The organism is Streptomyces sp. NPDC015242 (genome assembly GCF_043079125.1).
Classification (GTDB): domain Bacteria; phylum Actinomycetota; class Actinomycetes; order Streptomycetales; family Streptomycetaceae; genus Streptomyces.
Genome location: NZ_JBIBUF010000008.1, coordinates 447,850 through 470,410, shown reverse-complemented (window position 1 = coordinate 470,410; position 22,561 = coordinate 447,850). Strand labels below are relative to the sequence as shown.

The window sequence follows — 22,561 nt, the reverse complement described above, 5'->3', positions numbered from 1 at the left end:
GACGGGGACCCGCATCCGTAGCGAGCTGTTCGGTTGTGTGGTCGTGCGGCGGGGCTCCCGGCTCCCCTCCGGAAGGGAGCCCCCGAACCGGCTGGCCAACCCCCTGAAGGCCGGTCCAGGTTGCGCAAGTTGGTGACCAACTTCTCTGTACTTATCTCCACTTGGAAGCGGCTCATAACCACCCCTCCGTGAACTGCCGCAAGATGGCGGGAAGTTGTAGCGTGGAGATGTGGACCCCGAACACGCCTCCGCCACTGGACGGACGAGGTCGCAGCGGCCACAGCGGACACATCGCGAGGTGGCCGACGAACTGCGCGCCCGGATCACGTCAGGGGAGCTGCGCGTGGGGCAGCGCATGCCCACCCAGGCCCAGCTGGCCCACGAGTTCGGCGTCGAGCGCGGCGCGGTGCGCCGGGCGCTGCGCATCCTCCAGTCGGAGCGGCTGCTGACCAACGTCTCCAAGGGCAGTCCGGCGACCGTCGCCGCGGACCCGGCCGGGGCGCTGACCGGCCCACAGGCCCCGCCGCTGCCCACGACGGTGGCACTGGCGCCCCGGATCGCGGCGGCGTTCGCGGCGGAGCACGTGGAGATCGACGCGGTCTGCCTGACGTCCGTGTCCCTCACCCTCGCCATCGGTGAGCCGCTGCGCCAGATCCACGCGGGACGGCTGAAACCGGCCAAGGTCGACGTCCGGGTCCTGCTGCCGAGCCGGGACATCGACCTCGCCTTCCCGGTGCCGGTCGGGGGGCGCGGCGAGGACCGGGTGCACGACCGGTGGCTGGCGATGCGCAACGCCCAGGGGCAGGTGCTCCGGCACAACCTGCTGGCCCTGCGCGCCACGCACGGCATCGACGTGCACGTCACCTTCCGGGCACTGCCCTTCACGCCGCCGGTGAAGCTGTACCTGCTCAACGGGGTGGAGGCGCTGTTCGCGTACTACACGCTGACGCGCCGGGAGGCCCGGTTCGACCACGAGCAGCTGGAGATGTACGACGCCCAGGGCACCCGGTCGATGCTGTTCTCCTTCCGGCAGGGGCCCGGCCAGCGCGACACGACCTTCGTGGAGCAGTCCCACCTGTGGTTCAACGCACTGTGGGAGACGATCAGTTCGGAGCTGGTGCTCACGAGCTGAGGTCTCCCACGGGGGTCGGTCCCGGCAGGCGGGGTGACTCAGAGGGCGGGCCCCGTCATCAGCAGTGCGAGGACGACGGCTCCCGCGGAGCTGACGGCCGGGCTCTTGGCCTTGATGCCCACGGTGAGAAGGACCAGGCCGACGATGCCGGCCGGGCCGTACTTCCACTGCACGAGCTGCTCGAAGGCGACGACGAAGGCGGCGGAGAGGAGCGCGAGGGCGGGCATCGGATTCCCCCTTCGGGAGCCGGAAGTCCGGGAGGCCGGGACTTCGGAAGCAAAACTTCCGCCAACTCCGAGAAGTTGGCAACCAACTCTGATTAAGTTGTCCCCACTTGGTCGTCTGTCATAAACAACTTTCAGGCAACTGCCGCCAGATAAGGCAGAGTTGTAGCGTCTGGTCGTGACTCAGGAGAGCGTGGCGGAGAACGTGGCAGTGAACGGCAGCAGAAGGCACTCGCCCCAGGAGATCGCCGATCACCTGCGGGAACGCATCCGTGCCGGTGAGCTCAGGCCGGGGGACCGCCTGCCCACCCAGGCCGAACTCGCGGACCGGTTCGGCGTGGAACGCGGCACCGTGCGCCAGGCCCTGCGGGTGCTCCACGAGGACGGCCTGCTCACCGACGTCTCCAAGGGCAGCCCCCCGCGCGTCGCCGCCCCCGCCCCCGCCCGGGACGAGCCCCAGCCGACGATGGTGGGCCTGGCGCCACGGCTGACGGAGGCGTTCTCGGCGACGGCCGTCCACGTGGACGTGGTCTGCCACACGTCGGAGACGCTGATGGTGGCGCTCGGGGAGCCGTTGCGGCGGATCCACGGAGGCGGGGCCCGCCCCAAGTCGATCGACCTGCGGGTCCTGCTCCCGTCCCGGGAGATCAACCTCGCGTTCCCGCGCCTGGTCGAGGAGGACGGTGCGGACGATCCCGTGCACCAGCGCTGGCTGGAGATGCGCAACGCCCAGCTCCGGGTCCTGGAGCACAACCTGCTGACGCTGCGCTCCACGCACGGCATGGACGTACGGGTGCGGTTCCGGGCGCTGCCGTTCACCCCGCCGGTGAAGCTGTACCTGCTCAACGAGCAGGAGGCGCTGATCGGCTACTACATGCTGATCCGGCGCGAGGAGGAGTGGGGCGGCCGGGCCCTGGACATGTGGGACGCGCTGGGCTCCCACTCCCTGCTGTTCTCCTTCCTGAAGCAGGCGGGCCGACGGGACGCGTCCTTCGTGGAGGAGTCCCAGAGGTGGTTCGACGCCCTCTGGGAAACCATCACGACAGACCTGACACTTTCCTAGTGACTCAGGAATTGCGTGAACTGCTTGCTCCGGTTCGCTACGTCGTCTGGGACCTGGACGGGCCGATCTGCCGGGTGTTCGCGGGCCATCCGGCGAACGCGGTGGCACGGGACCTCGTGATGGAGCTCGAACGTCTCGGGCTGGACGGGCTCCTCGCCGAAGAGGAGCGTTTCGGCCCCGACCCCCTGGCCGTGCTGCTCCTGGTCGCCGAGCGGCATGCCGACAGCGCTGCGATCGCGCGGTTGGAGCAGTGGCTCACCGAGCAGGAGCTCATGGCGGTCCCTCGGGCGCTGCCCACGCCGTACGCCGACCCACTCATCAGGACGTGGTCGGCGCTGGGTGCCCGTTTCGCCATCGCCACGAACAACTCGGCGCGCGCAGCGGCCGCTTATGTGGAGACCCGGCAGCTCACGGGCTGCTTCCCTTACATCCACGGCCGCACCGAGGACCTCGCCCGGATGAAACCCGACCCACACTGCCTTTCCCTGGCCCTGGAGTCGCTGGACGCGCAGCCGTCGCAGGCCCTGATGCTGGGCGACACGGGGACGGACTACCAGGCGGCCCTGGCACTGGGCGTCCCTTTCCTCGGCTACGCACGCAACCAGCGGAAACGGGAGTCGCTGCTTACCGCGGGCGTTCACCCGTCGCACATCGTGGGCTCGCTGGACGAACCTCTCGGGCTTCTCAAGTCTTCGGTGTGAGCCTGGGCGGGACGATGCTCGCCACGCGCGACACCCTGGGGAATGCCAGAAGTGGTTCGACGCCCTCTGGGAAACCATCCCCACGGACCTGACACTCTCCTAGTGACTTCTGATGCGACGCAGACTGGTTCGGTGAGCATCACGGCCGAAGACGATCCGTATGGACTCCGCAGTCTGGTCAGACGGGCCCGTGTCGTGCTGTGGGACTTCGACGGACCCATCTGCCGCCTGTTCGCGGGCCACTCGGCGGAGCGGGTGGCGCACGACCTGATGTCCTGGCTGGCTGACCGAGGTCGGCAGGGCGTGCTCACGGAGGCGGAGCGCGAGTCGCTCGACCCTCATGTGATGTTGCGCGCCGTAGGCCACCGTCACCCCGGCAGTGACCTGACCGTGGAGCTGGAGGAGCGTTTGACCCAGCTGGAGATGCAGGCCGCGACCACCGCCATGCCCACCGCGTACGCGGACCCGTTGATCCGTACCTGGACCGCTGTAGGCGTCCGCCTGGCCGTCGCCAGCAACAACTCGCCGCAGGTCATACGGCAATACCTCACGAGCCGTGGCCTCCTCTCCTGCTTCGCGCCGCATGTGTACGGCCGGACCGGAGACCTCCAGCTGCTCAAGCCGGATCCGTACTGCCTGAACCGCGCGCTCAGCGCGACGGGTGCCGCCCCGTCGTCGGCTCTCATGATCGGTGACACCCCCACCGACTTCCTGGCCGCCAAGAAGGCCGGCGTGCCGTTCCTGGGATACGCGCGCAACGGCCGGACGCTCACCTCGCTGCGGGACGCCGGTGCCGAGGTCGTCCTGGTGTCGCTGGAGCCGTTGCTGAAGCTGCTGCGGAGCTGAGCTCCCGCTAGCGTTCAGCGGTCCGTCATGAGGAGCAGCAGGATCACGGCGCCGAGGGACGCGCACGTCGAGTTTCGCGCCTTCAGGCCAACGGCCAGGAGGAACAGGGCAATCAGCCCCATCGCTCCGAGCTTCCACTGCACGAGTTGCTCGAAACCGAGCACGAACACCACACCCACGAGCTGCAGAGCCGGCGCTATCACCATGGTGTTCCCCTTATGGGTCGTCGGTCGCAGGGCCGATCCATCAATTGGACTGGTGGACTAAAATTGGTCTAACCGTGAAGTGAGATCCTTAATCCTCAGTCCAATTGGCGGCTCGCTTGTTCGGAGGGACTTGCCTGGGGATGGTGTGCTTCCGGTACGAGGGCGGTAGGTTCTGAGCATGACCAGCTCAGCGAACAGGGAAGGCGCCGGCCGCAGGTTCCAGCAGGTGGAGGAGCTCTTGCGGAGGCGCATCGCGGAAAGGGCCTACCCGGTCGGCAGTGCGCTGCCGCCCCAACGTGAGCTGGCCGCGGACCTGGGCGTCTCCCGGGACACGCTGCAGCGCGTCCTCAAACGGCTCGCCGAGGAGGGCCTGCTCGACGTCCGGCAGGGCAGCGGCAGTTGGGTCCGGGCCGTGCCGGACGTGCCCCCCGAGGGGGTCGTCGACGATGTGGCGGCCCAGCCTGCTCTGGGCGCGTGGATCGAGCGCGCCTTCCGGGAGGCGGGGGAGGTGAGCCTCGATGTCTTCACGCTGACCTCGGAGACGCTGTACGGCCACCTCAAGAGGGAGGCCGAGCGCATCATCGTCGAGAAGAAGACGCCGCCGCGGTCCTTGAGCATCCGCATGCTCGTCCCGAGTGAGGACCAGCCGTTGCCCTATCCCCGGGCGAAGGATCCGGGCGACTCCCGGATCCATCAGCGATGGCGCGCGATGGCACGCAAGTACGCCAGAGAGACCGACAAGCTGGTCAAGCAACTCGCGAAAGCGGGTGTGGACGCCCGCCTGGAGGTCAGGCGGGTGCTGCTGACGCCCGCGTTCAAGCTGTACGTCCTCAACAAGCAGCACATGCTCTACGGGATGTACCTGCCGGAGGAGACCGTCATCACGCTCGACGACGAGGCCGAGACCCAGGTCGAAGCGGTGGACGTGCTCGGCGGCTTCTCAAGGCTCCACTACTTCCACAGCCGGTCCGCGGATGCCCGGGAAGTGGCGTTCTTCGAAGAGAAAAGTGACTGGTTCCAGTCGGCTTGGGATGTTTTGGGATCAACGAGTCAGGGAGAGAAGTGAAGTGCCCGGCACTCAACGTGAGGATGCCTGTCCACATAGTGACACGCGGTGAGTCTCACCGGCCTTCGTACTACTCTGTGCGCCCATGTCGTCCCCTCTGCACCGCAGAGCGCTCCATCCGCTGGTGCGCCGACTCGCGGAGGCAAGGCGCCGCAGCCCCGACGGGGAGGTGGTTTCCGGCCATCACAACACGAACCTCGTCCTGCCTCTGGGAACTCCGCTGGCCTGGCTGCTGGGGCAGCGGTCGGCAGGCGCTCTCGCCAAGTTCCGCACACCGAGGCAGGCGGTCGAAGTGGTGCCGCGGCTGTGGCGGCAGGAGTCCGAACTGCTGCGCGTGCTCGACGGCCGGGTGTCTCATGTACCGCGGTGCCTGGCGGACTTCGGAGCATGGTCTCTGCACGAGTATCTGCCGGGCCCCACCCTCGCCGAGGTGGCTCCTCCCGGGCAGCGGGTCGGCCCTGACCGGCTGACTGCACTCGCCGCCTTCTTCGCCGAATTGGCCGGGGTGCCGAGGGCCGATCTCCCGCCACTGCCCGACGATTGGCCGGACGACGGCGACAGTGAGGGTTTCCTGGCGTGGCTCGCCCGGTTCACGGAGCAGCGCGTGCACCAGGCCAATCGGCCCCGTTTCGGCATGCTGTTCGACGCGGTGGGCATTCCATTCGACGCCGTGGAACGCTTCCTCGGCACACTCCGGGCCCCCGCCCAGCGCCCGTTCACGCTGTTGCACACGGACGTCCACCGGGCCAATGTGCTGGTCCTGCCGGCCGGGGAAGGCGAGCGCCTGGCGGTGATCGACTGGGAACTCGCCCTGTTCGGTGACCCGTTGCACGACCTCGCGACCCACTTGGTCCGGATGGACTACGTCAAGGAGGAGCGCGAGGTGATGATCGACCTGTGGGCTCAGGCGATGCGCAGCGGTGGGCACGGTGAGATGACCGCCGACCTGGACCGGGGTCTGCGCACGTACCGCGACTTCGAGCACGTCCAGTCGCTCTATCCGGACGTGATGCGGGCCGCTCTGTATCTGTCCGAGCGTCCCGCCGAACGTGAACTGTCCGAGGCGGCCGACCGGGTGTGCCGTGCGTTGCACCGGGCCTGGAGGCCGTTGGGGCTCACGGGTGTTCCCCGGGACGAGAGCGAGGTCGGAGAGGCGCTGCGCCGGTGGCATGCCGCGGACCGGGAATGGCGTACCCGGTCGGCCAAGGACCTGCCCGGGGGCGACGCGATCACGCCGGACGACATAACCCGGCGCCCTCGAAGGCAGCGACTCCGTGTCCGGACGCCGCGTCCGGCCGCTGCGGAGCGCAGGGAACCGACGGGCGTACGGAGCTGAGAGGGACCGAGCGGAAAGCGGGCGGGAGGGGTCATGGTTGCCGGTGTCGACGTGTTCACGGACGTACGCGGGGTGCTGGCCGGGGCCCGCGGGGTGCTCTTCGACTTCGACGGCCCGATCTGCCGGCTGTTCCCCGAGGACGGATCGAAACCGATCGCGGACGAACTCCGGCGTGAGGTCGATGCCTACGGTGCCTCCCCCGTCCTCGGCGCGGAGGAACGGACCCACAAGGACCCGCATGTGGTCCTGGGTGCGGTCCATCGAGCCCGGCGGGCCGGGGCGCCCGGCCTGCGAGAGCTGCTGCGTGTCCTGGAGGAGCGTCTCACGGCCGGTGAAGTCGCTGCCGCCGAGCTCGTCGCCGCCCACCACGAGTGGCACACTCCGTACGCCGACGACCTCATTCGCGGACTGGCGCGCCGAGGGGCGAGTCTGGCCGTTGTCACGAACAACTCCCCGCTGGCGGCCGAGGCGCATCTCGACCGGCGCGGACTGCTCCCGTTCTTCACCACGGTCCAGGGCCGCCGCCCCGAAGACCCCGGCTCGATGAAGCCACACCCCGATGTCCTGTTTCGCGCGCTGCGCGTCCTCGGCCTCGACCCCGACGACGCGGTGATGATCGGCGACACGCCCACGGACGTCCAGGCGGCGGCACGGGCCGGTGTGGAGTTCGTCGGCTACGGACGCAACGAGCGCAAGGTCCGCGCGCTGTGCGATGTGGAGGCCGCGATGGTGGTCACGTCCTACGGCCCGTTGGTGGAGGGGGTGTGGGGTTCCGGGGTGTGACACCGTGCCGCTGCCGTCGGGCACGGATCGTAGGCTCCCCTCATGACCCACCCCGGCCTGCGTGAGCGCAAGAAGCAGCGGATGTACGAGACCGTGTCGGACATCGCCATCCGGCTCTTCCTGGAGAAGGGGTTCGACGCGGTGTCCGTCGCGGAGGTGGCGGCGGCGGCCGAGATCTCCAAGCCGACGCTGTTCCGGTACTTCCCGGCGAAGGAGGATCTGGTGCTGCACCGGATCGCCGACCACGAGGGGGAGGCCGCGCGGGTCGTGGCGGAGTCCGCCGAGCCGCCCGTGGAGGCGCTGCGGCGGCACGTCCTGGCCGGGCTGGAGCGGTGCGACCCCGTGACCGGGCTGAACGACCACCCCCAGGTGCTGGCCTTCCACTCCCTGCTCTACGGCACGCCCTCCCTGGTCGCCCGGGCCTACGCGCACCAGGAGCGGTCCGAGGCGGCGCTGGCCGAGGTGCTCGGCGGTGATCTGGACGCGCGGCTCGCGGCCGGGCAGGTCATGGCCGTGCTGCGGGTCCTCGCGCTGGAGAACTGGCGGCGGATCGCCGCGGGGGAGCGGGTGGCGGACGTGCGGCCCGACGCGGTGGCGGCCGCGGAACGGGCCTTCGGCCGGCTGGCGGCCGGGTGGCCGGGAGGCGAGCCGGGTGTGACTCGGTAATAAATTTAACTCGGTTACCTTTCTTCGGTACGCTCGGTGGAATGACGTCCACTGAACCCGCCCTCCAGCACGCCCTCGACCAGGAACGCGCCCACCACGACCGCTGCCGGGACGCCCTCGCCGCGATGGTCGAGGGCGCCGGTGAACAGGTCGTCACCGGCGAGGACGTCTCCGCGTCCGGCGCCGACGCCGAGGTCCTCGGCCGCCGGCTGCGCACCCGGGCCAAGGCGCTGCGGGAACTGCCCGAGGGGCCGTTGTTCTTCGGGGCCCTGCGCGGACAGGAGGGCGAGCTGCACATCGGGCGGCTGCGGATCTCCGAGCACCCGGCCGAACCGCCCCTCGTCGTCGACTGGCGCGCACCCGTCTCACGCGCCTTCTACCAGGCCTCCGCCCGCGACCCGCAGGGCGTCGCCGTACGGCGGAGGTTCGGCTGGGCGCCCGGCAGCCGGGGCGACTCCGCCGACCTCACCGGTCTCGAGGACGAGCACCTCGGGGAGGGGGAGAGCCGGGCCAGCGCGATCGTCGCCCGGGAGATCGAACGGCCCCGGGTCGGTCCCATGCGGGACATCGCCGCCACCATCCAGCCCGAGCAGGACGACCTCGTCCGCGGGGACCTGGCGCTGTCGGTGTGCGTGCAGGGCGCTCCCGGCACCGGCAAGACCGCCGTCGGCCTGCACCGGGCCGCCTACCTGCTCTACACCCACCCGCAGCGCATCCGGCGCGGCGGTCTGCTCATCCTCGGGCCCAACCGCACGTTCCTGTCCTACATCGCGGAGGTCCTGCCGGCGCTCGGCGAGACGGGCGTGCGGCAGTCGACGCTCGCCGAGGAGATCGCCCACCGGCCGGTGTGCGCCGTCGACGACGTCGCCGCCGCCGTCGTCAAGCACGACGCCCGCATGGCCCGGGTGCTGCGGCGGGCGCTGTACGCGCGCGTGCGCACCGAGGGGGCCGGTCCGCTCACCGTGCCCGACGGCTCGTACCGGTGGCGGGTGCCGGAAGCGGAGCTGGCGGCGATCGTGGCGGGCGTGCGGGAGGAGGAACCGCCGTACGCGGTCGGCCGGGAACGGGTGCGGGCGCGGATCGTGCGGAGCCTGCGCGAGCAGGCCGAGCGGCGGGCCGGGCCGCCCCCGAACGCCTGGGTGCGCCGCGTCGAGCGGGTGCGGCCGGTGTCCGCGTACCTGGACGCCGTCTGGCCCCGGGTGCGGCCCGAGGAGGTCGTCGCCGGACTGCTCGGTGACCCGGAGGCGCTGGCGGCGGCGGCCGGCGGGCTGCTGGACGCCGGGGAGCAGCGGGCGCTGCTGTGGGCGAAGCCGCCCCGGTCGTGGAAGTCGGCCCGCTGGTCGGCCGCCGATCTGGTGCTGCTCGACGAGGTGGCCGGGCTGATCGAGCACCCGGAGGGGTACGGGCACGTCGTCGTGGACGAGGCGCAGGACCTGTCGCCGATGGAGTGCCGGGCCATCGCCCGCCGGGCCCGGTTCGGTTCCCTGACGGTGCTGGGCGACCTCGCGCAGGGGACGACGCCGTGGGCGGCGCGCTCGTGGCCCGAGGTCCTCGCCCACCTGGGGAAGCCGGACGCGGCCGTGGTCGCCCTCAGCACGGGATTCCGGGTGCCGCGGGCCGTGGTCCAGCTCGCCAACCGGCTGCTGGAGCGGCTGGACGTGGACGTGCCGAAGGCCCGGTCGCTGCGCGGGGACGGGGAGTTGCGCCTGCGGGAGACGGCCCCGGACGCGGTGCCCGCCGCGGTCGTGGCGGCCGTACGGGACGCGCTGGGGCGGCCGGGCTCGGTCGGGGTGGTCGCGGCGGACGTGGACGTGCCCCGGGTGCGGGCGGCACTGGACGCGGCCGGCGTCGCGGCGGCGGGCCCGGAGGAACTCGGCGCGCGGGTCTCTCTGGTGCCCGCGAGCCTGGTCAAGGGCCTGGAGTACGACCACGTCGTGGCCGTCGAGCCGGCGGCCGTCGCCGAGGCGGAGGAGCGGGGACTGCACTGGCTGTACGTGGTGCTGACACGGGCGGTGACGCGGCTGGACGTGGTGCACGCAAGGCCGCTGCCGTTCTGATCCCGGGCGGGCGGGTCCGGATCCCGGCGGGCGCCCGCCCGGACGTCACCGCCCGCCCTGCTCAGCCGGCCGGACGGGTTGACCGCGCGAAGGCGCCGTCGCCGGTGAAGACCCGCTCCGCGAAGCGCTCGCCGATGTGGCGGTGGGTGGCGGCGTCGGGGTGCACGCGGTCGGGCAGCGGGAGTGCGGCCGCGTCGCTCTCGCCGTAGAGGTCGAGCCCGTCCAGGTAGTGCAGGTTCGGGTCGTCGGCCGCGCGCTGCCGCACGATGCGGGCCATCTCCTCGCGGACCGTGCGCAGCGTGAGCTTCCCGGTGGGGACCTCCGCCGGGTCGCCCATGGCGGCGAACAGCAGCCGTCCCTCGCCGATCGCGCTCAGGTCGGGGGCCGTCGGCCCGGGGGTGTCCTCGTGGATCGCGCAGTGGATGGGGGAGACGACCAGCAGCGGGGTGTCCGGATGGCCCTCGCGGATCGTGTCGAGGAAGCCGTGCAGGGCCGGGCCGAAGGCACGCAGCCGCATCGCGTCCTGGTTGACGATGTTGATGCCCATCTTGACGCTGATCAGGTCGGCCGGGGTGTCCCGCATGGCCCGCGCGGTGAACGGGTCGAGCATCGCGCTGCCGCCCAGCCCCAGGTTGATCAGCTCCACTCCGCCGAGCGACGCCGCGACAGCGGGCCACACGCCGGTCGGGCTCGCGGCGTCGGTGCCGTGGCTGATCGAACTGCCGTGGTGCAGCCACACCCTGCGCCCCCGGTCCCGGGCGGGCGCGACCGGCGCGTCCGTGCGCAGGGCGACGAGCTCGGTGGTCTCGTTGTGCGGGAGCCAGATCTCGACGTCCTTCTCGCGCGCGGGCAGACCGGTGAAGCGGACGGTGCCGACCGGGCCCTCGGTCATCGTGCCGTTCCAGGTGGTCATGTCGATGGTGAGGACGTTGCCGCCGTTCGCCGGGGTCTGGCCGGCCGGGTGGCCGTCGACGAGCAGGTCGTACAGGCCGTCCGGGCGGGACGGGAAGCCGGTGTAGTCCCGCTTGGTGCGCAGGATGTCCAGCTCGACGGCGGTCGCGGCGCTGCGGAAGGCCAGCCGTACGCCGGAGGGCTGGGACTCGGCCATGGCCAGCTGCTCGTCGGTGTTCTGGGCGCGGGCCCCGGCCGGCAGCCGGTGCGGGAGCAGGCCGTGCTCGGTGCGCTCCAGGTCGAGGGCGCCGCGCAGCAGGTCCGCGGTGAGGGGGGTGGCGATCCAGTCGGGCTCGGTGTGCATGGTGTCAGCCTCGGGGGTCCGTGGGGGAGTCGTCCTGCGCGGGCCAGTTGCGCAGCAGCGCGTCGAGGGCGTCGAGGATCCGGGCCCACGTCACGTCGGTGTCCGGGGCGCTGTGGCTGAAACCACCGCCCAGCTCCAGGCTGACGTAGCCGTGGAAGACGCTGCCCAGCAGCCGGACGGCGTGGGTCTGGTCGGGTTCCGTCAGGTCGTAGCCGCGCAGCAGGGCCCGGGTCATGCGGGCGTGCCGCACCCCGGCGCTCGCGGCGGCCGTCTCGGGGTCCAGCCGCAGCTGGGCGGCGGCGTAGCGGCCGGGGTGTTCCCTGGCGTAGTCGCGGTAGACGTTGGCGAGGGCGGCCAGTGCGTCCTTGCCGGACCGTCCGGCCAGGGCCTCGGCGGCGCGGTCGGCCAGTTCGGTGAGCGCGAGCAGGGCGATCCGGGTCTTCAGGTCCTGCGAGTTCTTCACGTGCGAGTACAGGCTCGCGACCTTGACGTCGAACCGTCGCGCCAGGGCCGAGACGGTGACCTGGTCGAACCCCACCTCGTCGGCGAGTTCCGCACCGGCCCGGGTCAGTCGCTCCGGGGTCAGTCCCACGCGTGCCATGAGGCGCTCCCTTCTGCCTTCCAAAAGGGATTGTGCACTTGCCTAAAGCTATTAGGCAAGTGCACGTCACTGTTAGGCGCTCTGCGGGGACGTCCGGGCGAGCGCCCGCAGCCTTCTTCCCCGGCGGGTCGGGCCCCATGGCTTCAGGACGGAGATCACGGTCATGAAGACGTAGGCGGACAGGGAGACGAGCGGCCCGAACAGCACGTCCCCGGCGTCGGGCAGCGGCCCGCCCGCGGCGACGGCGGTGACGGCCGGGTTCACCCCGGGGCGCAGCGCGAACGCCGTGGCGGCGGTCGTGGCGAGGGTCAGCCAGAACTTGGTGACGACCCACCGGTGCCGCGCCAGCCCCCACGCCGTGCCCAGGGACAGCACCAGGCCGCTGAGCAGGGTCAGGAACGCCACGGGCAGCAGCAGCCAGTCGGCGAAGAGCTTCATGGTCCGCACGGAGGCCTCCACGCTCACGGCGGAACCCGTCGTGGCGGCGGTGGTGCCGAGCGCGAGCAGCCCGAGCGTGAGCCCGAGCCAGCTCGCGGACGCGATGACGTGCACGACGAGCACGGCCCGCCGCGCGGACCGGCCGAGCTTCGGTTTCGAGGTGGTGGTTTTCACCCGGCCCACGGTGCCGTGCGGCGCCGCCGGGCACGTCCGACGGCGGGAGTAACCCGGCGTACCGACACGGGCGTACGGCCGCGGTGCCGTGGCGCCGGATAGCGTCGGGACATGACCGAACCCCCGCACCTCGCCGCGATCCGGGAGTCCTACGACACGGTCGCCGACGCGTACGCGCGGCGCGTTCCCGCACCGGCCGGACTGGACCCGGTGTCCCGTGCGATGCTGGCCGCCTTCGCCGAACTCGTGCGCCCCCTGGGGCCGGTCGCCGACCTGGGCTGCGGTCCCGGCAAGGTGACGGCCCACCTGGCCGCCCTGGGAGTCCAGGTGTTCGGCGTGGACCTCTCGCCGCGGATGGTCGCACTGGCCCGGGCGGCCCACCCGGAACTCCGGTTCACCGCGGGCTCGATGACGGCCCTGGACATCGCCACCGGCGAACTCGGCGGCGTCCTCGCGTACTACTCCACCCATCACACCCCGCCCCGGCACCTGCCCGCCGTCTTCGCCGAGATCCACCGCACGCTCGCGCCGGGCGGCGTGCTGATGCTCGCCGGCCACGTGGGCGAGGGCGAGCACCTGCGCCCGGCCGGCGCCTACGGCGGCCATCCGGTCTCCTACGAGTCGTACCTCCTCCCGCCGGACCGCATCGCCGGACTCCTGGCGGAGGCGGGGCTGGAGGTCAGGACACGCATGGTGCGGGAACCGGAGGGCACCTCCACCAGGCGGTCGGGCACGTTCCTGGCGTACAGGCCCGGCGGCTGACGCGGGGTGCCGCCCGACTTCCCGCGACCGGCCGGGCATCCTCTCCGCCTCGCCGGGTACCGGGCGGGGCGGTGCGACACGCCGGGCCGGTCGGGCGGCACAGGGCCGGCCGCGTGGTGTGGCGCACTATTGCAAGCGGGTGCTTGCAATAGTTAGCGGGGTGCTGCACTGTGGAGTCATGGCATCGCTCAACGTCGGCAACCTCGGTGACTACCTGCGCGAGCAACGGCGCACCGCGCAGCTGTCGCTGCGGCAGCTCGCCGACGCGGCCGGGGTGTCCAATCCGTACCTCAGCCAGATCGAGCGCGGGCTGCGCAAGCCGAGCGCGGAGGTGCTGCAGCAGGTCGCCAAGGCCCTGCGGATCTCCGCCGAGACGCTGTACGTCCGTGCCGGGATCCTCGACGCCGAGCGGGACCGGGACGAGGTGGAGACCCGCGCGGTCATCCTCGCCGACCCCACGCTGAACGAGCGGCAGAAGCAGGTGCTGCTGCAGATCTACGAGTCCTTCCGCAAGGAGAACGGGTTCGGCAGCGCTGACGGCGAGGGGGAGGCGGCGGCCGCGGACGCTTCCGGCGCCGGCGCGGAGATACGCCGGCCCCGCGCGGCCGACGCGGACCTGCCCGCCGGGTCCCCTGCCGACGGCGACGGCCCGGCCGGCGCCGTGCCGGCGCGCCGTACCCGCACGAACGACGGCGGTGAGCCCGCCGCCCGCCGCACCCGCAAGGGCACCGGCGGAAGCGACACCGATGGAAGCGACACCGATCCGCGGCAGACGGCCGGCTGAGCCGGACCAGGGCACCGGCCGCCGCCACGGATCACACGAACCCTCAGCCGAACCCTCAGAGAAATCCGGGAGGACCATCACCATGGCCATCACCGACGACCTGCGCAAGACCCTCAGCGACCCGACCCCGCTCTACTTCGCGGCGGGCACCGCCGACCTCGCCCTTCAGCAGGCCAAGAAGGTGCCGGCCCTGGTGGAGCAGCTGCGGTCGCAGGCGCCGGCCCGGCTCGACGCCGTGCGCAACACCGACACCAAGGCCGTGCAGGAGAAGGCCTCCGCCCGGGCCAAGGAGGCTTCCGCCCGCGTCAAGGAGACGCAGGAGGCCCTGCAGAACAAGGTCACGGAGTTCATCGGCACCTTCGACGTGAAGAAGATCGGCAGCACGATCGACGCGGACCTGAAGAAGTTCGGCGAGAGCGCCCAGGACTTCGCGCTGCGCGGCGTCGGCGTGGCCGCCGAGTACGCGGTCAAGGCCCGCGAGACCTACGAGAAGGTCGCCGAGCACGGCGAGCAGGCCGTCCGCACCTGGCGCGGCGAGGCCGCCGACAGCATCGAGGACGTCGCCGGGAGCGTCGAGGAGCTGGCGATCGCGGTCGAGCCGAAGTCCGAGCCGGTCGAGGTCAAGGAGGAGCCGAAGCCCGCCCAGGTCATCGCCTCCGAGGCCAAGGCCGCCGCGGCGGCGAAGAAGGCCCCCGCCGCCAAGAAGGCCCCGGCGCGCAAGACCACCACCGCCAAGAAGCAGACACCCCCGGCGAAGTGAGCCGGAGGCCGACGCGGGCCGGGCACCCCGAGGGTGCCCGGCCCGTTGTACGGGTACGGTGACCGCGTAGGGACGAGCCGAGTCGGGTGGTGGACGTTGTGCTGATGCAGGGCTTCGCAGGGTTTATGTGGCTTCTGAGCATGGCCCTGATCGTTTTCAGCGGCTTCGCGTTGCTGGACGCCGCCGTGCGCAGGGAAGACGCCTACCGCGCGGCCGACAAGAAGACCAAGCCGTTCTGGCTGATCGTCCTGGGGCTCGCCTTCGTGGTGAACCTGCTCTTCCCGATCCTGTCGTTCCTGCCGATCATCGGCCTCGTCGCGACGATCGTGTACATGGTCGACGTACGCCCGGCGATCCGGGCGCTGCCGGGCGGGGGCCGCAGCAACCGCGGCTCCAGCAGCGACGGCCCCTACGGCCCGTGGAACGGCGGCCGGTAGCCGCCCGCCTCCGGTCCGGCGACTCCCGTCGCCCGGCGCCTCGTCCGTAGCGCGCCTCGTCCGTCCGGCGTCCGGCCTCCCGCTACGGCACCCGGTCCAGCAGCAGGACCGCCACGTCGTCCGTCAGCTCGCCGCCGTTGAGGTCGCGGACCTCGTTCACCGCGGCGCGCAGCAACTGCTCGCCCCGCAGGCCCTCGGCGAACTGGCGGCGGACCATCTCCGTCATGCCCTCCTGGCCGAGGCGCTCCCCGCCCTCACCCACGCGGCCCTCGATCAGCCCGTCGGTGTAGAGCATCAGGCTCCACTCGGCGCCCAGCTCCACCTGCATCCGCGGCCAGCGGGCCCCGGGCAGCAGCCCCAGGGCCGGGCCGTTGTTGTCGTACGGCAGCAGCCGGGCCGGCCGGCCGGGGCTCGCCAGCAGCGGCGAGGGGTGACCCGCCAGGCACAGGCCGGCGCGGCGGCCGTCCGGTGCGATGTCCACCGTGCACAGGGTCGCGAAGATCTCGTCGTCGGCCCGCTCGTGCTCCAGCACCTGCTGGAGCGTGCCGAGCAGCTGGTCGCCGCACAGGCCCGCCAGCGTCAGCGCGCGCCACGCGATCCGCAGCTCCACCCCGAGCGCGGCCTCGTCCGGGCCGTGGCCGCACACGTCACCGATCATGGCGTGCACGGTGCCGTCCGGGGTGCGTACGACGTCGTAGAAGTCACCGCCGAGCAGGGCGCGCGAGCGGCCCGGGCGGTAGCGGGCGGCGAACCGCAGGGAGGAGCCCTCCAGCAGGGGGGTGGGCAGCAGGCCGCGCTCCAGGCGGCGGTTCTCCTGGGCGCGCAGCTTGCCCTCGGCGAGCCGGCGCTCGGCCGACTCGGAGCGCTTGCGCTCCACGGCGTAGCGGATCGCGCGGCTCAGCAGCCGGCCGTCCAGCTCGTCGCGGAAGAGGTAGTCCTGGGCGCCCACACGCACCGCCTCCGCGCCGCGCTCGGCGTCGCCCGACGCGGTGAGCGCCAGGACGGCGTGCCGGGGCGCGAGCTCCAGCACGTGCCGGAGCACGGCGAGCTCGTCGTCGGAGTCGCCGTGTCCCGGCGCGGGCAGCGCGAGGTCCAGCAGGATGCAGTGGACGTCGTCGGTCAGCAGCCGCTCGGCCTCGGTGAGGTTGCGGGCGGTGCGGACGCGGATCGGCTTGCCGGCCTGGTCGAGCAGGTCCGGCACGATCGGCGAACCCGCCGGGTCGTCCTCGATGAGCAGCAGCGTCAGGTTGGTGTGGGCGGTGTGGTGCTCCACCTTGTCCGTGGGGTTTCCGGCGGTGTCCGGGGTGCGCGGGGTCCGCGCCGAGGCGTCCTTCACGGAGTCCTCGGCGGAGCCGCCGCACACGGACGCGGCCTGCGCCTGACCACTCTCCACGGCCGGGATCGCTCTCTGCCGCGGTATGGGTGCGGGCATCGTCTTGGGTTCCTTCCCTCCCCCCGAGGGCATGGCGGGGGCGAGGGACCTCGACCCACCGACCGGGACCATAGCGGGTGTCGGCGCCGCATAGGAATGGTGTGGGCCACGCCGCTGTGCCATCGGCCGGTGTCATATGCCGCGATATGCCCCGCAGTTGGACAGGCCCGTGATGCTGCGGGGATGACGAACGTCACGTCGGCGCGCTGTTCGTGGGGGTGTTCGGCGTGGAGTGGGTCACGTGTCGCAGGTCACCCCCGGGTTCGGCGGCCTGCGGCAGGGACCCGCTGCCCGGGACCCGGTGCCCGCCGCCCGGTGCCCCGCTGTCCGATATCCGGTGCGCGGTGGGCGGTTCAGCCCGCGTCCGGCCGGACCACGCCGAGGATCGGCATGGATCCCGCCCCGGCGATGGTGATGGTCCGCCCGGGGCGCGGGGCGTGCACCATCGCCCCGTCGCCGATGTACATCGCGACGTGGCTGGCGTCGTCGAAGTAGATGATGAGGTCGCCGGGCCGCATCTCCCGGACGTCGATGTGCCGCAGCCGCTTCCACTGCTCCTGCGAGGTGCGCGGTATGCCGCGGCCGGCGGACAGCCAGGCCTGTGAGGTCAGCCCCGAGCAGTCGTAGCTCTTCGGTCCCTCGGCGCCCCACTGGTACGGCTTGCCGACCTGGGCCGTGGCGTACTGGACGGCCTTCCTGCCCTGCTCGGTGGCCCTGCCGTCGATCTCGGCGAGGATCCCGGAGTCCAGCCAGGCGGTCTGGGCCTCGTCCGCCGCCTCCTGCTCCAGCTCGGCGAGGCGCTCCTGCTCCTCCGCGCGCAGCTCGGACTCCAGCTTCTCGGCCTGCGCGATCTGCTTCTCGATCTTCTTCTGGGCGGCGGCCTTGGCCTTGCGGCCCGCCTCCAGCTTCTTCCACTGGGCCGAGGCGTCCTGGGCGTACTGCTCCAAGTCCTGCTGGGTACGCGTCAGTTCGCCGATCAGGCCCTTGGTCGCGTGATGGCCCTGGCGGACCCGGCCCGTGCCGTCGAGAAACTCCTGCGGGTCGTCGCTGAGCATCAGACGGGCCTCGGGCGGCAGCCCGCCGCCGCGGTACTGGGCGGCGGCAGCGGCGCCCGCGCGCTTCTTGAGCTGTTCCAGCCGCTCCTTGCCCGTGACGATCTTCTTGGCCAGCTTGACGATCTCGGCGGACTGCCGGTCGGCCTTCTCCTCGGCGGCGTTGTACTCGTCGGTGGCTCGGGCGGCGGCGCGGTAGAGCTTGTCGAGCTTCTCGCGGACGGCCACCAGGTCCGGGCCGGGGGTGCGGGCCGGGCTCGCGGTGGAGGTCGATTCGGGGTCGGGGTGGGGACTCGCGAATGCCGTGCCCGGCGCTGCCAGCACCGTGATCGCGCAGACCACGGCCACGGCCGTCGCGATCAGGCCACGCTTGCCCGTTCCCATATGTCGTCCCCCAACTGATTAACCGTCAGTAACATGCGGTTCGCCAGGGATGTTGCCATGCCGGCGGGCAAAACGACAGAGGGAGTACTTCCCGCCACTCCCGCCCCGCCATGCCCCCGCCCCGCGCTCTCCCCCCGTGTGTGACGAACGACTCACGGCGATCGTTCCCTCGTGCCGGGCGCGCCCGGCACGGGCCCCTTCGCCCCCCGGGCGCCCGCACCCGCCGGGCGGTCCTCACCCGCGCGGCGCCAACGCCTCCCAGCGGAGGGTCACTTCCCCCTGCCGCCACCGCGCCGGCCCGTCCACGACCGGCCAGCCGGCGGTCAGATCGCGCACCGCCCGGATCCAGCGCTGCCGGGCTCCGTAGGAGGCGTAGGGCGCGGCGGCCGCCCAGGCGCGGTCGAAGTCGCGCAGGAACGCGTGCACGGGCTCGCCCGGGACGTTGCGGTGGATGAGCGCCTTCGGCAGGCGTTCCGCCAGGTCGGAGGGGCGGTCCAGGGAGCCGAGCCGGGCGGCGAAGGTGACCGTGCGGGGCCCCTCCGGGCCGAGCGCGACCCACACGTGCCGGCGTCCGATCTCGTCGCAGGTCCCCTCCACGAGCAGCCCGCCGCGCGAGCCGGTCGCGGGGTCGGCCGGGGCGAGCCGCCCGCACAGCCGCTCCCACACGGCCGCGACCTCGTGCTCCTCGTACTGCCGCAGCACGTTCGCGGCGCGGACCAGCAGGGGCCGCTGCGGGACCGGGACCTCGAAGCCGCCGTGGCGGAAGACCAGCCCCGCCTGCTCGTAGGGCAGGGCCGCCGCGACCCGGGCCGGTTCGATCTCGATGCCCACGACCCGCGTGCGGGGTGCGACCGCGCGCAGCCGCCGCAGCAGCTCGACGGCCGTCCAGGGGGCGGCGCCGTACCCGAGGTCCACCGCCACCGGGTCGGCGGCGCGGCGCAGCTCGGCGCCGTGGGTGGCCGCGATCCAGCGGTCCATGCGGCGCAGCCGGTTCGGGTTGGTCGTCCCGCGCGTCACCGTTCCCAGGGGGCGGGTGGCGGAGCGGGTGGTCATGCCTACGAGGGTATGCGGCGCCCGGGCGGCGGGCGGACCCGGGCGGGCCCGACCGTCGAACGGTTGAGCGACCAGCGGTAATGTTTCGGTAAAACTCGCGAACCGGGAAATGGAGCGCCTTCCTCCGGTGTTGGACCACGTCGGAGGGCACCGTGCGCCCTGCGAAAGGCATGCCCGGAGCGAGGAGGAACGCCACGTGAGCCAGTACATCGGCAGGCTCGGGCGGCGTTCGGCGTCCTCGCCCGCGCGGCTCCGGCTGCACCGCAGGCCCCGCCGGGTCGCCATGCTCTCCGTGCACACCTCCCCGCTCCACCAGCCGGGCACCGGCGACGCCGGCGGCATGAACGTCTACATCGTGGAGCTCGCGCAGCGCCTCGCCGCGATCAACATCGAGGTCGAGATCTTCACGCGCGCGACCGCCGCCGCCCTGCCGCCCACCGTCGAACTGGCCCCGGGCGTGCTCGTCCGGCACGTCGACGCCGGACCCTACGAGGGCCTCAACAAGGAGGACCTCCCCGCCCAGCTGTGCGCTTTCACGCACGGCGTGATGCAGGCCTGGGCCGGTCACCGCCCCGGCCACTACGACCTGGTCCACTCCCACTACTGGCTCTCCGGCCACGTCGGCTGGCTCGCCGCCCAGCGCTGGGGCGTCCCGCTGGTGCACGCCATGCACACCATGGCCAAGGTCAAGAACGCCAACCTGGCCGACGGCGACACCCCCGAGCCCGCCGCCCGCGTCATCGGCGAGACCCAGATCGTCGACGCCGCCGACCGGCTCATCGCCAACACCACCGAAGAGGCCGACGAACTCGTGCGGCACTACGCGGCCGACCCCGGCAAGGTCGCCGTGGTCCACCCCGGCGTGAATCTCCGCCGCTTCTCGCCCGCCGACGGCCGCGCCGCCGCCCGGGCCCGCCTCGGTCTGCCCCAGGACGCCCTGATCCCGCTCTTCGCGGGCCGCATCCAGCCCCTGAAGGCCCCCGACGTGCTGCTGCGCGCCGTGGCCGTCCTGCTCGACGAGCGCCCCGAGCTGCGCTCGCGCATCCTCGTGCCGGTCGTCGGCGGCCCCAGCGGCAGCGGCCTCGCCAAGCCCGAGGGCCTGCAGAAGCTCGCCGCGCGCCTCGGCATCGCGGACGTCGTACGGTTCCGCCCGCCGGTCGGCCAGGAGCAGCTCGCGGACTGGTTCCGCGCCGCCTCCGTGCTGGTGATGCCGTCCTACAGCGAGTCCTTCGGCCTGGTCGCCATAGAGGCGCAGGCCACCGGCACGCCCGTGCTCGCGGCGGCCGTCGGCGGCCTGCCCGTCGCCGTGCGGGACGGCCACACCGGCTTCCTCGTCCGCGGCCACAACCCGGCCGACTACGCGCGCGTGCTGGGCGCCTTCGCCGACGACCCGCACCTGACGCCCCGGCTCGGCGGCCAGGCCGCCCGCCACGCCCAGTCCTTCGGCTGGGACACCGCGGCGGCCGCGACCGCCGACGTCTACACGGCCGCGGTGGCCGCGCACCGCCGTCGCGTACGCTCGCTGCATGGGTGAAACCGAGCTGGAACAGCGCGCGGCACAGGTCATCGAGGGAGTGCTGAAGGACGCCGGCCTGGAGTGGGAGAGTCCGCAGCCCGGCACGTACGTCGCGCAACTGCCCGGCATCCGCAAGCTGAAGACGACCGTCTCCCTCATCGTCGGCCGCCACTCCCTGTCGCTGAACGCCTTCGTCATCCGCCACCCCGACGAGAACGAGCAGGGCGTCCACCGCTGGCTGCTGGAACGCAACCTCAAGCTGTACGGCGTGAGTTACGCCGTCGACCAGCACGGCGACGTCTACGTCACCGGCCGCCTCTCCCTGCCCGCCGTCACCGCCGAGGAGATCGACCGCCTGCTCGGCCAGGTCCTCCAGGCCGCCGACGGCAGCTTCAACACCCTGCTGGAACTGGGCTTCGCCTCGGCGATCCGCAAGGAGTACGAGTGGCGGGTGTCCCGGGGCGAGTCCACGCGCAACCTCGACGCCTTCGCCCACCTGACACGGCGCCCGGAGCGCTAGCGGGCCGCCCGGTACCTCCCCGGCGGGACGCCCACCAGCTTCCTGAAGTGCCGGGTGAGATGGGACTGGTCGTAGAACCCGGCCGCCACCGCGACCTCGCTCGGTGACCGGCCCTCCAGCAGCAGCCGGCGTGCGCGGCCCACGCGCAGGGACGTCAGGTACTGGTGCGGGGCGATGCCGTAGGCGGTGCTGAACGCCCGTACGAGGTGGGCCGGATGGGCGCCCAGGAGCCCGGCGGCCTCCCGCAGCCCGACGCCCTCGACGACCCGCTCGTCCAGCAGCTCGCGCAGCCGGCGGGCGAGCACGGGGTCGGCCGGGCGGGGCCTGCCGTCCTCGCCCCGCAGATGGTCCCGCAGCCGCTCCCCGATGAACGTCAGCCTGCTCTCGGCCTCCAGTTCCTCCCCGGGCCGGCCCAGCGCCCCGTGCACCTGGCCGACGCGCCGCCGCAGCAGCGGGTCGCGCAGATCGGGCCGGTCGACGGCGGCCCCGATGAGCTCGTGCCCGAGATACGTGCCGTCGAGGTACAGCACCCGCTTGCGGAAGCCCTCCTCGGTGACGGGGGAGCCGTTGTGCGGCACGTGCGGCGGCAGCAGCGAGACGGTGTCGTGCGGAGTGCCGTGCTCGTGCCGGTCCAGGTCGTACCGTACGGCGCCGGTGTCGACTATCAGCAGCGTCCAGGCGTCGTGGACGTGCATCGGATAGGCGTACTCGGTGAACCGGGCGTGGAACACCTCGACGACCCCCGGGACGGCCGGCCGCCAGGCGGAGACGACCCGCTGCCGGTCCGGGGTCGTGCGGGCGGGCTGTGAGGCCATGCAAAGAACGTACAAGACCCGGTCCGGGACCGCCGGGCACGCTCGCATCATGAACACGATCACCGAACCCGCGGGGCCGGAGCCCATCCGCTTCGACACGAAGATCGCCGTGCTGCTGCGCGCCGACCTGGAGCCCTGGCAGCGCCTCAACGTCACGTCGTTCCTGGTCAGCGGCCTGGGGACACAGATCCCCGAGGTGATCGGGGACCCGTACGAGGACGCGGACGGTGTGCCCTACCTGCCGATGTTCCGTCAGCCGGTGCTGGTCTTCGAGGCCACGAAGGAGGTCCTCACCACGGCCCACACCCGCGCCCTGTCCCGCTCCCTGCCCCGCTCGGTCTTCACCTCCGACCTCTTCGCCACGGGCAACGACCGCGACAACCGCGCGGCCGTACGGGCGGTGCCGACGGCGGAACTGGACCTGGTGGGGCTCGCTGTGTACGGCCCGAGGAACGCGGTGGACAAGGTGGTGAAGGGGGCGCGCATGCACCCCTGAGC

General features: G+C 72.3%; 25 protein-coding genes. 16 read left to right on the top strand and 9 right to left on the bottom strand.

The genetic code is table 11. The annotated features are described in order from the left end of the window. Positions 1-229 precede the first annotated feature (229 nt). Positions 230-1,132, top strand: a complete 903-nt coding sequence (locus tag ACF07N_RS27730) for a FadR/GntR family transcriptional regulator (protein ID WP_392117934.1) — start codon at positions 230-232, stop codon at positions 1,130-1,132. A gap of 38 nt (positions 1,133-1,170) precedes the next feature. On the opposite strand, the gene ACF07N_RS27725 is transcribed toward ACF07N_RS27730, so the two are convergent. Then, the gene (locus ACF07N_RS27725; protein WP_383335885.1) at positions 1,171-1,359 is read right to left on the bottom strand and encodes a hypothetical protein; all 189 of its coding nucleotides are present in this window, start codon (positions 1,357-1,359) and stop codon (positions 1,171-1,173) included. Positions 1,360-1,528: 169 nt separating this feature from the next. Here ACF07N_RS27725 and ACF07N_RS27720 point away from each other — a divergent pair, with 169 nt between their 5' ends. The 3 genes from ACF07N_RS27720 to ACF07N_RS27710 are packed head-to-tail and all read left to right on the top strand — an operon-like array spanning position 1,529 to position 3,966. Further along, positions 1,529-2,419, top strand: coding sequence for a GntR family transcriptional regulator (locus ACF07N_RS27720; RefSeq protein ID WP_392118082.1), 891 nt, complete (start codon positions 1,529-1,531; stop codon positions 2,417-2,419). Beyond that, a complete protein-coding gene (locus ACF07N_RS27715) occupies positions 2,419-3,120 on the top strand; it encodes an HAD family hydrolase (RefSeq protein ID WP_392117931.1) in 702 nt (233 codons plus the stop codon). The genes ACF07N_RS27720 and ACF07N_RS27715 overlap by 1 nt, the downstream gene beginning before the upstream one ends. A gap of 51 nt (positions 3,121-3,171) precedes the next feature. Further along, on the top strand, positions 3,172-3,966 hold the full coding sequence (locus ACF07N_RS27710; RefSeq protein WP_392117928.1) for an HAD family hydrolase: 795 nt from the start codon (positions 3,172-3,174) through the stop codon (positions 3,964-3,966). A gap of 14 nt (positions 3,967-3,980) precedes the next feature. On the opposite strand, the gene ACF07N_RS27705 is transcribed toward ACF07N_RS27710, so the two are convergent. Continuing rightward, complete coding sequence (locus ACF07N_RS27705; RefSeq protein ID WP_392117925.1) at positions 3,981-4,172, bottom strand: hypothetical protein; 192 nt, start codon at positions 4,170-4,172, stop codon at positions 3,981-3,983. A 178-nt stretch (positions 4,173-4,350) separates the two neighbouring features. Between ACF07N_RS27705 and ACF07N_RS27700 the strand changes: the two genes are divergently transcribed. The 5 genes from ACF07N_RS27700 to ACF07N_RS27680 all read left to right on the top strand — a co-directional run bounded on the left by ACF07N_RS27700 (position 4,351) and on the right by ACF07N_RS27680 (position 10,080). Further along, positions 4,351-5,238: a GntR family transcriptional regulator gene (locus ACF07N_RS27700; RefSeq protein ID WP_392117922.1), complete on the top strand. Its 888-nt coding sequence runs from the start codon at positions 4,351-4,353 to the stop codon at positions 5,236-5,238. Positions 5,239-5,323: 85 nt separating this feature from the next. Beyond that, complete coding sequence (locus ACF07N_RS27695) at positions 5,324-6,574, top strand: phosphotransferase family protein (RefSeq protein ID WP_392117919.1); 1,251 nt, start codon at positions 5,324-5,326, stop codon at positions 6,572-6,574. Positions 6,575-6,607: 33 nt separating this feature from the next. After that, positions 6,608-7,357 (top strand): HAD family hydrolase, encoded by a 750-nt coding sequence (locus tag ACF07N_RS27690; protein WP_392117917.1) that lies wholly within the window; start codon positions 6,608-6,610, stop codon positions 7,355-7,357. A 42-nt stretch (positions 7,358-7,399) separates the two neighbouring features. Beyond that, a complete protein-coding gene (locus ACF07N_RS27685; RefSeq protein ID WP_392117914.1) occupies positions 7,400-8,023 on the top strand; it encodes a TetR family transcriptional regulator in 624 nt (207 codons plus the stop codon). A gap of 41 nt (positions 8,024-8,064) precedes the next feature. Further along, positions 8,065-10,080, top strand: coding sequence for a HelD family protein (locus ACF07N_RS27680; protein WP_392117912.1), 2,016 nt, complete (start codon positions 8,065-8,067; stop codon positions 10,078-10,080). A 61-nt stretch (positions 10,081-10,141) separates the two neighbouring features. Here the strand turns inward: ACF07N_RS27680 and ACF07N_RS27675 are convergent, their stop codons facing one another. The 3 genes from ACF07N_RS27675 to ACF07N_RS27665 all read right to left on the bottom strand — a co-directional run bounded on the left by ACF07N_RS27675 (position 10,142) and on the right by ACF07N_RS27665 (position 12,548). Then, positions 10,142-11,335, bottom strand: a complete 1,194-nt coding sequence (locus ACF07N_RS27675) for a GDSL-type esterase/lipase family protein (RefSeq protein WP_392117909.1) — start codon at positions 11,333-11,335, stop codon at positions 10,142-10,144. A 4-nt stretch (positions 11,336-11,339) separates the two neighbouring features. Next, on the bottom strand, positions 11,340-11,936 hold the full coding sequence (locus ACF07N_RS27670) for a TetR/AcrR family transcriptional regulator (protein WP_383335880.1): 597 nt from the start codon (positions 11,934-11,936) through the stop codon (positions 11,340-11,342). 72 nt (positions 11,937-12,008) lie between these two features. Further along, complete coding sequence (locus ACF07N_RS27665; protein WP_392117906.1) at positions 12,009-12,548, bottom strand: DUF2269 domain-containing protein; 540 nt, start codon at positions 12,546-12,548, stop codon at positions 12,009-12,011. A 111-nt stretch (positions 12,549-12,659) separates the two neighbouring features. Here ACF07N_RS27665 and ACF07N_RS27660 point away from each other — a divergent pair, with 111 nt between their 5' ends. The 4 genes from ACF07N_RS27660 to ACF07N_RS27645 all read left to right on the top strand — a co-directional run bounded on the left by ACF07N_RS27660 (position 12,660) and on the right by ACF07N_RS27645 (position 15,291). Beyond that, positions 12,660-13,310 carry a class I SAM-dependent DNA methyltransferase gene (locus ACF07N_RS27660; protein WP_392117903.1) on the top strand — a complete coding sequence of 217 codons (651 nt, stop codon included), beginning with the start codon at positions 12,660-12,662 and terminating at the stop codon, positions 13,308-13,310. A 178-nt stretch (positions 13,311-13,488) separates the two neighbouring features. Continuing rightward, entirely contained in the window at positions 13,489-14,094 is a 606-nt protein-coding gene (locus ACF07N_RS27655; RefSeq protein ID WP_392117900.1) for a helix-turn-helix domain-containing protein, read from the top strand. Positions 14,095-14,176: 82 nt separating this feature from the next. Next, positions 14,177-14,854 (top strand): hypothetical protein, encoded by a 678-nt coding sequence (locus ACF07N_RS27650; protein WP_392117897.1) that lies wholly within the window; start codon positions 14,177-14,179, stop codon positions 14,852-14,854. A gap of 104 nt (positions 14,855-14,958) precedes the next feature. Further along, on the top strand, positions 14,959-15,291 hold the full coding sequence (locus ACF07N_RS27645; protein WP_392117895.1) for a DUF2516 family protein: 333 nt from the start codon (positions 14,959-14,961) through the stop codon (positions 15,289-15,291). An 82-nt stretch (positions 15,292-15,373) separates the two neighbouring features. Here ACF07N_RS27645 and ACF07N_RS27640 read toward each other — a convergent pair whose 3' ends face one another. The 3 genes from ACF07N_RS27640 to ACF07N_RS27630 form a co-directional block, all read right to left on the bottom strand. Further along, the gene (locus ACF07N_RS27640; protein ID WP_392117892.1) at positions 15,374-16,723 is read right to left on the bottom strand and encodes a PP2C family protein-serine/threonine phosphatase; all 1,350 of its coding nucleotides are present in this window, start codon (positions 16,721-16,723) and stop codon (positions 15,374-15,376) included. A 353-nt stretch (positions 16,724-17,076) separates the two neighbouring features. Next, positions 17,077-18,159: an NlpC/P60 family protein gene (locus ACF07N_RS27635; RefSeq protein ID WP_392117889.1), complete on the bottom strand. Its 1,083-nt coding sequence runs from the start codon at positions 18,157-18,159 to the stop codon at positions 17,077-17,079. A 234-nt stretch (positions 18,160-18,393) separates the two neighbouring features. After that, entirely contained in the window at positions 18,394-19,212 is an 819-nt protein-coding gene (locus ACF07N_RS27630) for a class I SAM-dependent methyltransferase (RefSeq protein ID WP_392117887.1), read from the bottom strand. Between the two features lie 196 nt (positions 19,213-19,408). Between ACF07N_RS27630 and mshA the strand changes: the two genes are divergently transcribed. Then, positions 19,409-20,746: a D-inositol-3-phosphate glycosyltransferase gene (gene mshA / locus ACF07N_RS27625; RefSeq protein WP_383344787.1), complete on the top strand. Its 1,338-nt coding sequence runs from the start codon at positions 19,409-19,411 to the stop codon at positions 20,744-20,746. Next, entirely contained in the window at positions 20,739-21,248 is a 510-nt protein-coding gene (locus ACF07N_RS27620) for a YbjN domain-containing protein (protein WP_392117884.1), read from the top strand. The genes mshA and ACF07N_RS27620 overlap by 8 nt, the downstream gene beginning before the upstream one ends. Here the strand turns inward: ACF07N_RS27620 and ACF07N_RS27615 are convergent. Next, positions 21,245-22,063, bottom strand: coding sequence for an AraC family transcriptional regulator (locus tag ACF07N_RS27615; RefSeq protein ID WP_392117881.1), 819 nt, complete (start codon positions 22,061-22,063; stop codon positions 21,245-21,247). The two genes, ACF07N_RS27620 and ACF07N_RS27615, sit on opposite strands and share 4 nt — an antisense overlap. A 49-nt stretch (positions 22,064-22,112) precedes the next feature. Here ACF07N_RS27615 and ACF07N_RS27610 point away from each other — a divergent pair, with 49 nt between their 5' ends. Beyond that, on the top strand, positions 22,113-22,559 hold the full coding sequence (locus tag ACF07N_RS27610) for a DUF2000 family protein (protein ID WP_383335869.1): 447 nt from the start codon (positions 22,113-22,115) through the stop codon (positions 22,557-22,559). Positions 22,560-22,561 lie beyond the last annotated feature (2 nt).

Bases quoted from the DNA above. Each gene is read 5' to 3' on its own strand.
- ACF07N_RS27635 (WP_392117889.1), bottom strand. From the start codon at position 18,159: ATGGGAACGGGCAAGCGTGGCCTGATCGCGACGGCCGTGGCCGTGGTC.
- ACF07N_RS27650 (WP_392117897.1), top strand. From the start codon at position 14,177: ATGGCCATCACCGACGACCTGCGCAAGACCCTCAGCGACCCGACCCCG.
- ACF07N_RS27640 (WP_392117892.1), bottom strand. From the start codon at position 16,723: ATGCCCGCACCCATACCGCGGCAGAGAGCGATCCCGGCCGTGGAGAGT.
- ACF07N_RS27610 (WP_383335869.1), top strand. From the start codon at position 22,113: ATGAACACGATCACCGAACCCGCGGGGCCGGAGCCCATCCGCTTCGAC.
- ACF07N_RS27700 (WP_392117922.1), top strand. From the start codon at position 4,351: ATGACCAGCTCAGCGAACAGGGAAGGCGCCGGCCGCAGGTTCCAGCAG.
- ACF07N_RS27725 (WP_383335885.1), bottom strand. From the start codon at position 1,359: ATGCCCGCCCTCGCGCTCCTCTCCGCCGCCTTCGTCGTCGCCTTCGAG.
- ACF07N_RS27655 (WP_392117900.1), top strand. From the start codon at position 13,489: ATGGCATCGCTCAACGTCGGCAACCTCGGTGACTACCTGCGCGAGCAA.
- ACF07N_RS27645 (WP_392117895.1), top strand. From the start codon at position 14,959: ATGCAGGGCTTCGCAGGGTTTATGTGGCTTCTGAGCATGGCCCTGATC.
- ACF07N_RS27675 (WP_392117909.1), bottom strand. From the start codon at position 11,335: ATGCACACCGAGCCCGACTGGATCGCCACCCCCCTCACCGCGGACCTG.
- ACF07N_RS27705 (WP_392117925.1), bottom strand. From the start codon at position 4,172: ATGGTGATAGCGCCGGCTCTGCAGCTCGTGGGTGTGGTGTTCGTGCTC.
- ACF07N_RS27685 (WP_392117914.1), top strand. From the start codon at position 7,400: ATGACCCACCCCGGCCTGCGTGAGCGCAAGAAGCAGCGGATGTACGAG.
- ACF07N_RS27670 (WP_383335880.1), bottom strand. From the start codon at position 11,936: ATGGCACGCGTGGGACTGACCCCGGAGCGACTGACCCGGGCCGGTGCG.
- ACF07N_RS27620 (WP_392117884.1), top strand. From the start codon at position 20,739: ATGGGTGAAACCGAGCTGGAACAGCGCGCGGCACAGGTCATCGAGGGA.
- ACF07N_RS27680 (WP_392117912.1), top strand. From the start codon at position 8,065: ATGACGTCCACTGAACCCGCCCTCCAGCACGCCCTCGACCAGGAACGC.
- ACF07N_RS27690 (WP_392117917.1), top strand. From the start codon at position 6,608: ATGGTTGCCGGTGTCGACGTGTTCACGGACGTACGCGGGGTGCTGGCC.
- ACF07N_RS27615 (WP_392117881.1), bottom strand. From the start codon at position 22,063: ATGGCCTCACAGCCCGCCCGCACGACCCCGGACCGGCAGCGGGTCGTC.
- ACF07N_RS27695 (WP_392117919.1), top strand. From the start codon at position 5,324: ATGTCGTCCCCTCTGCACCGCAGAGCGCTCCATCCGCTGGTGCGCCGA.
- ACF07N_RS27630 (WP_392117887.1), bottom strand. From the start codon at position 19,212: ATGACCACCCGCTCCGCCACCCGCCCCCTGGGAACGGTGACGCGCGGG.
- ACF07N_RS27660 (WP_392117903.1), top strand. From the start codon at position 12,660: ATGACCGAACCCCCGCACCTCGCCGCGATCCGGGAGTCCTACGACACG.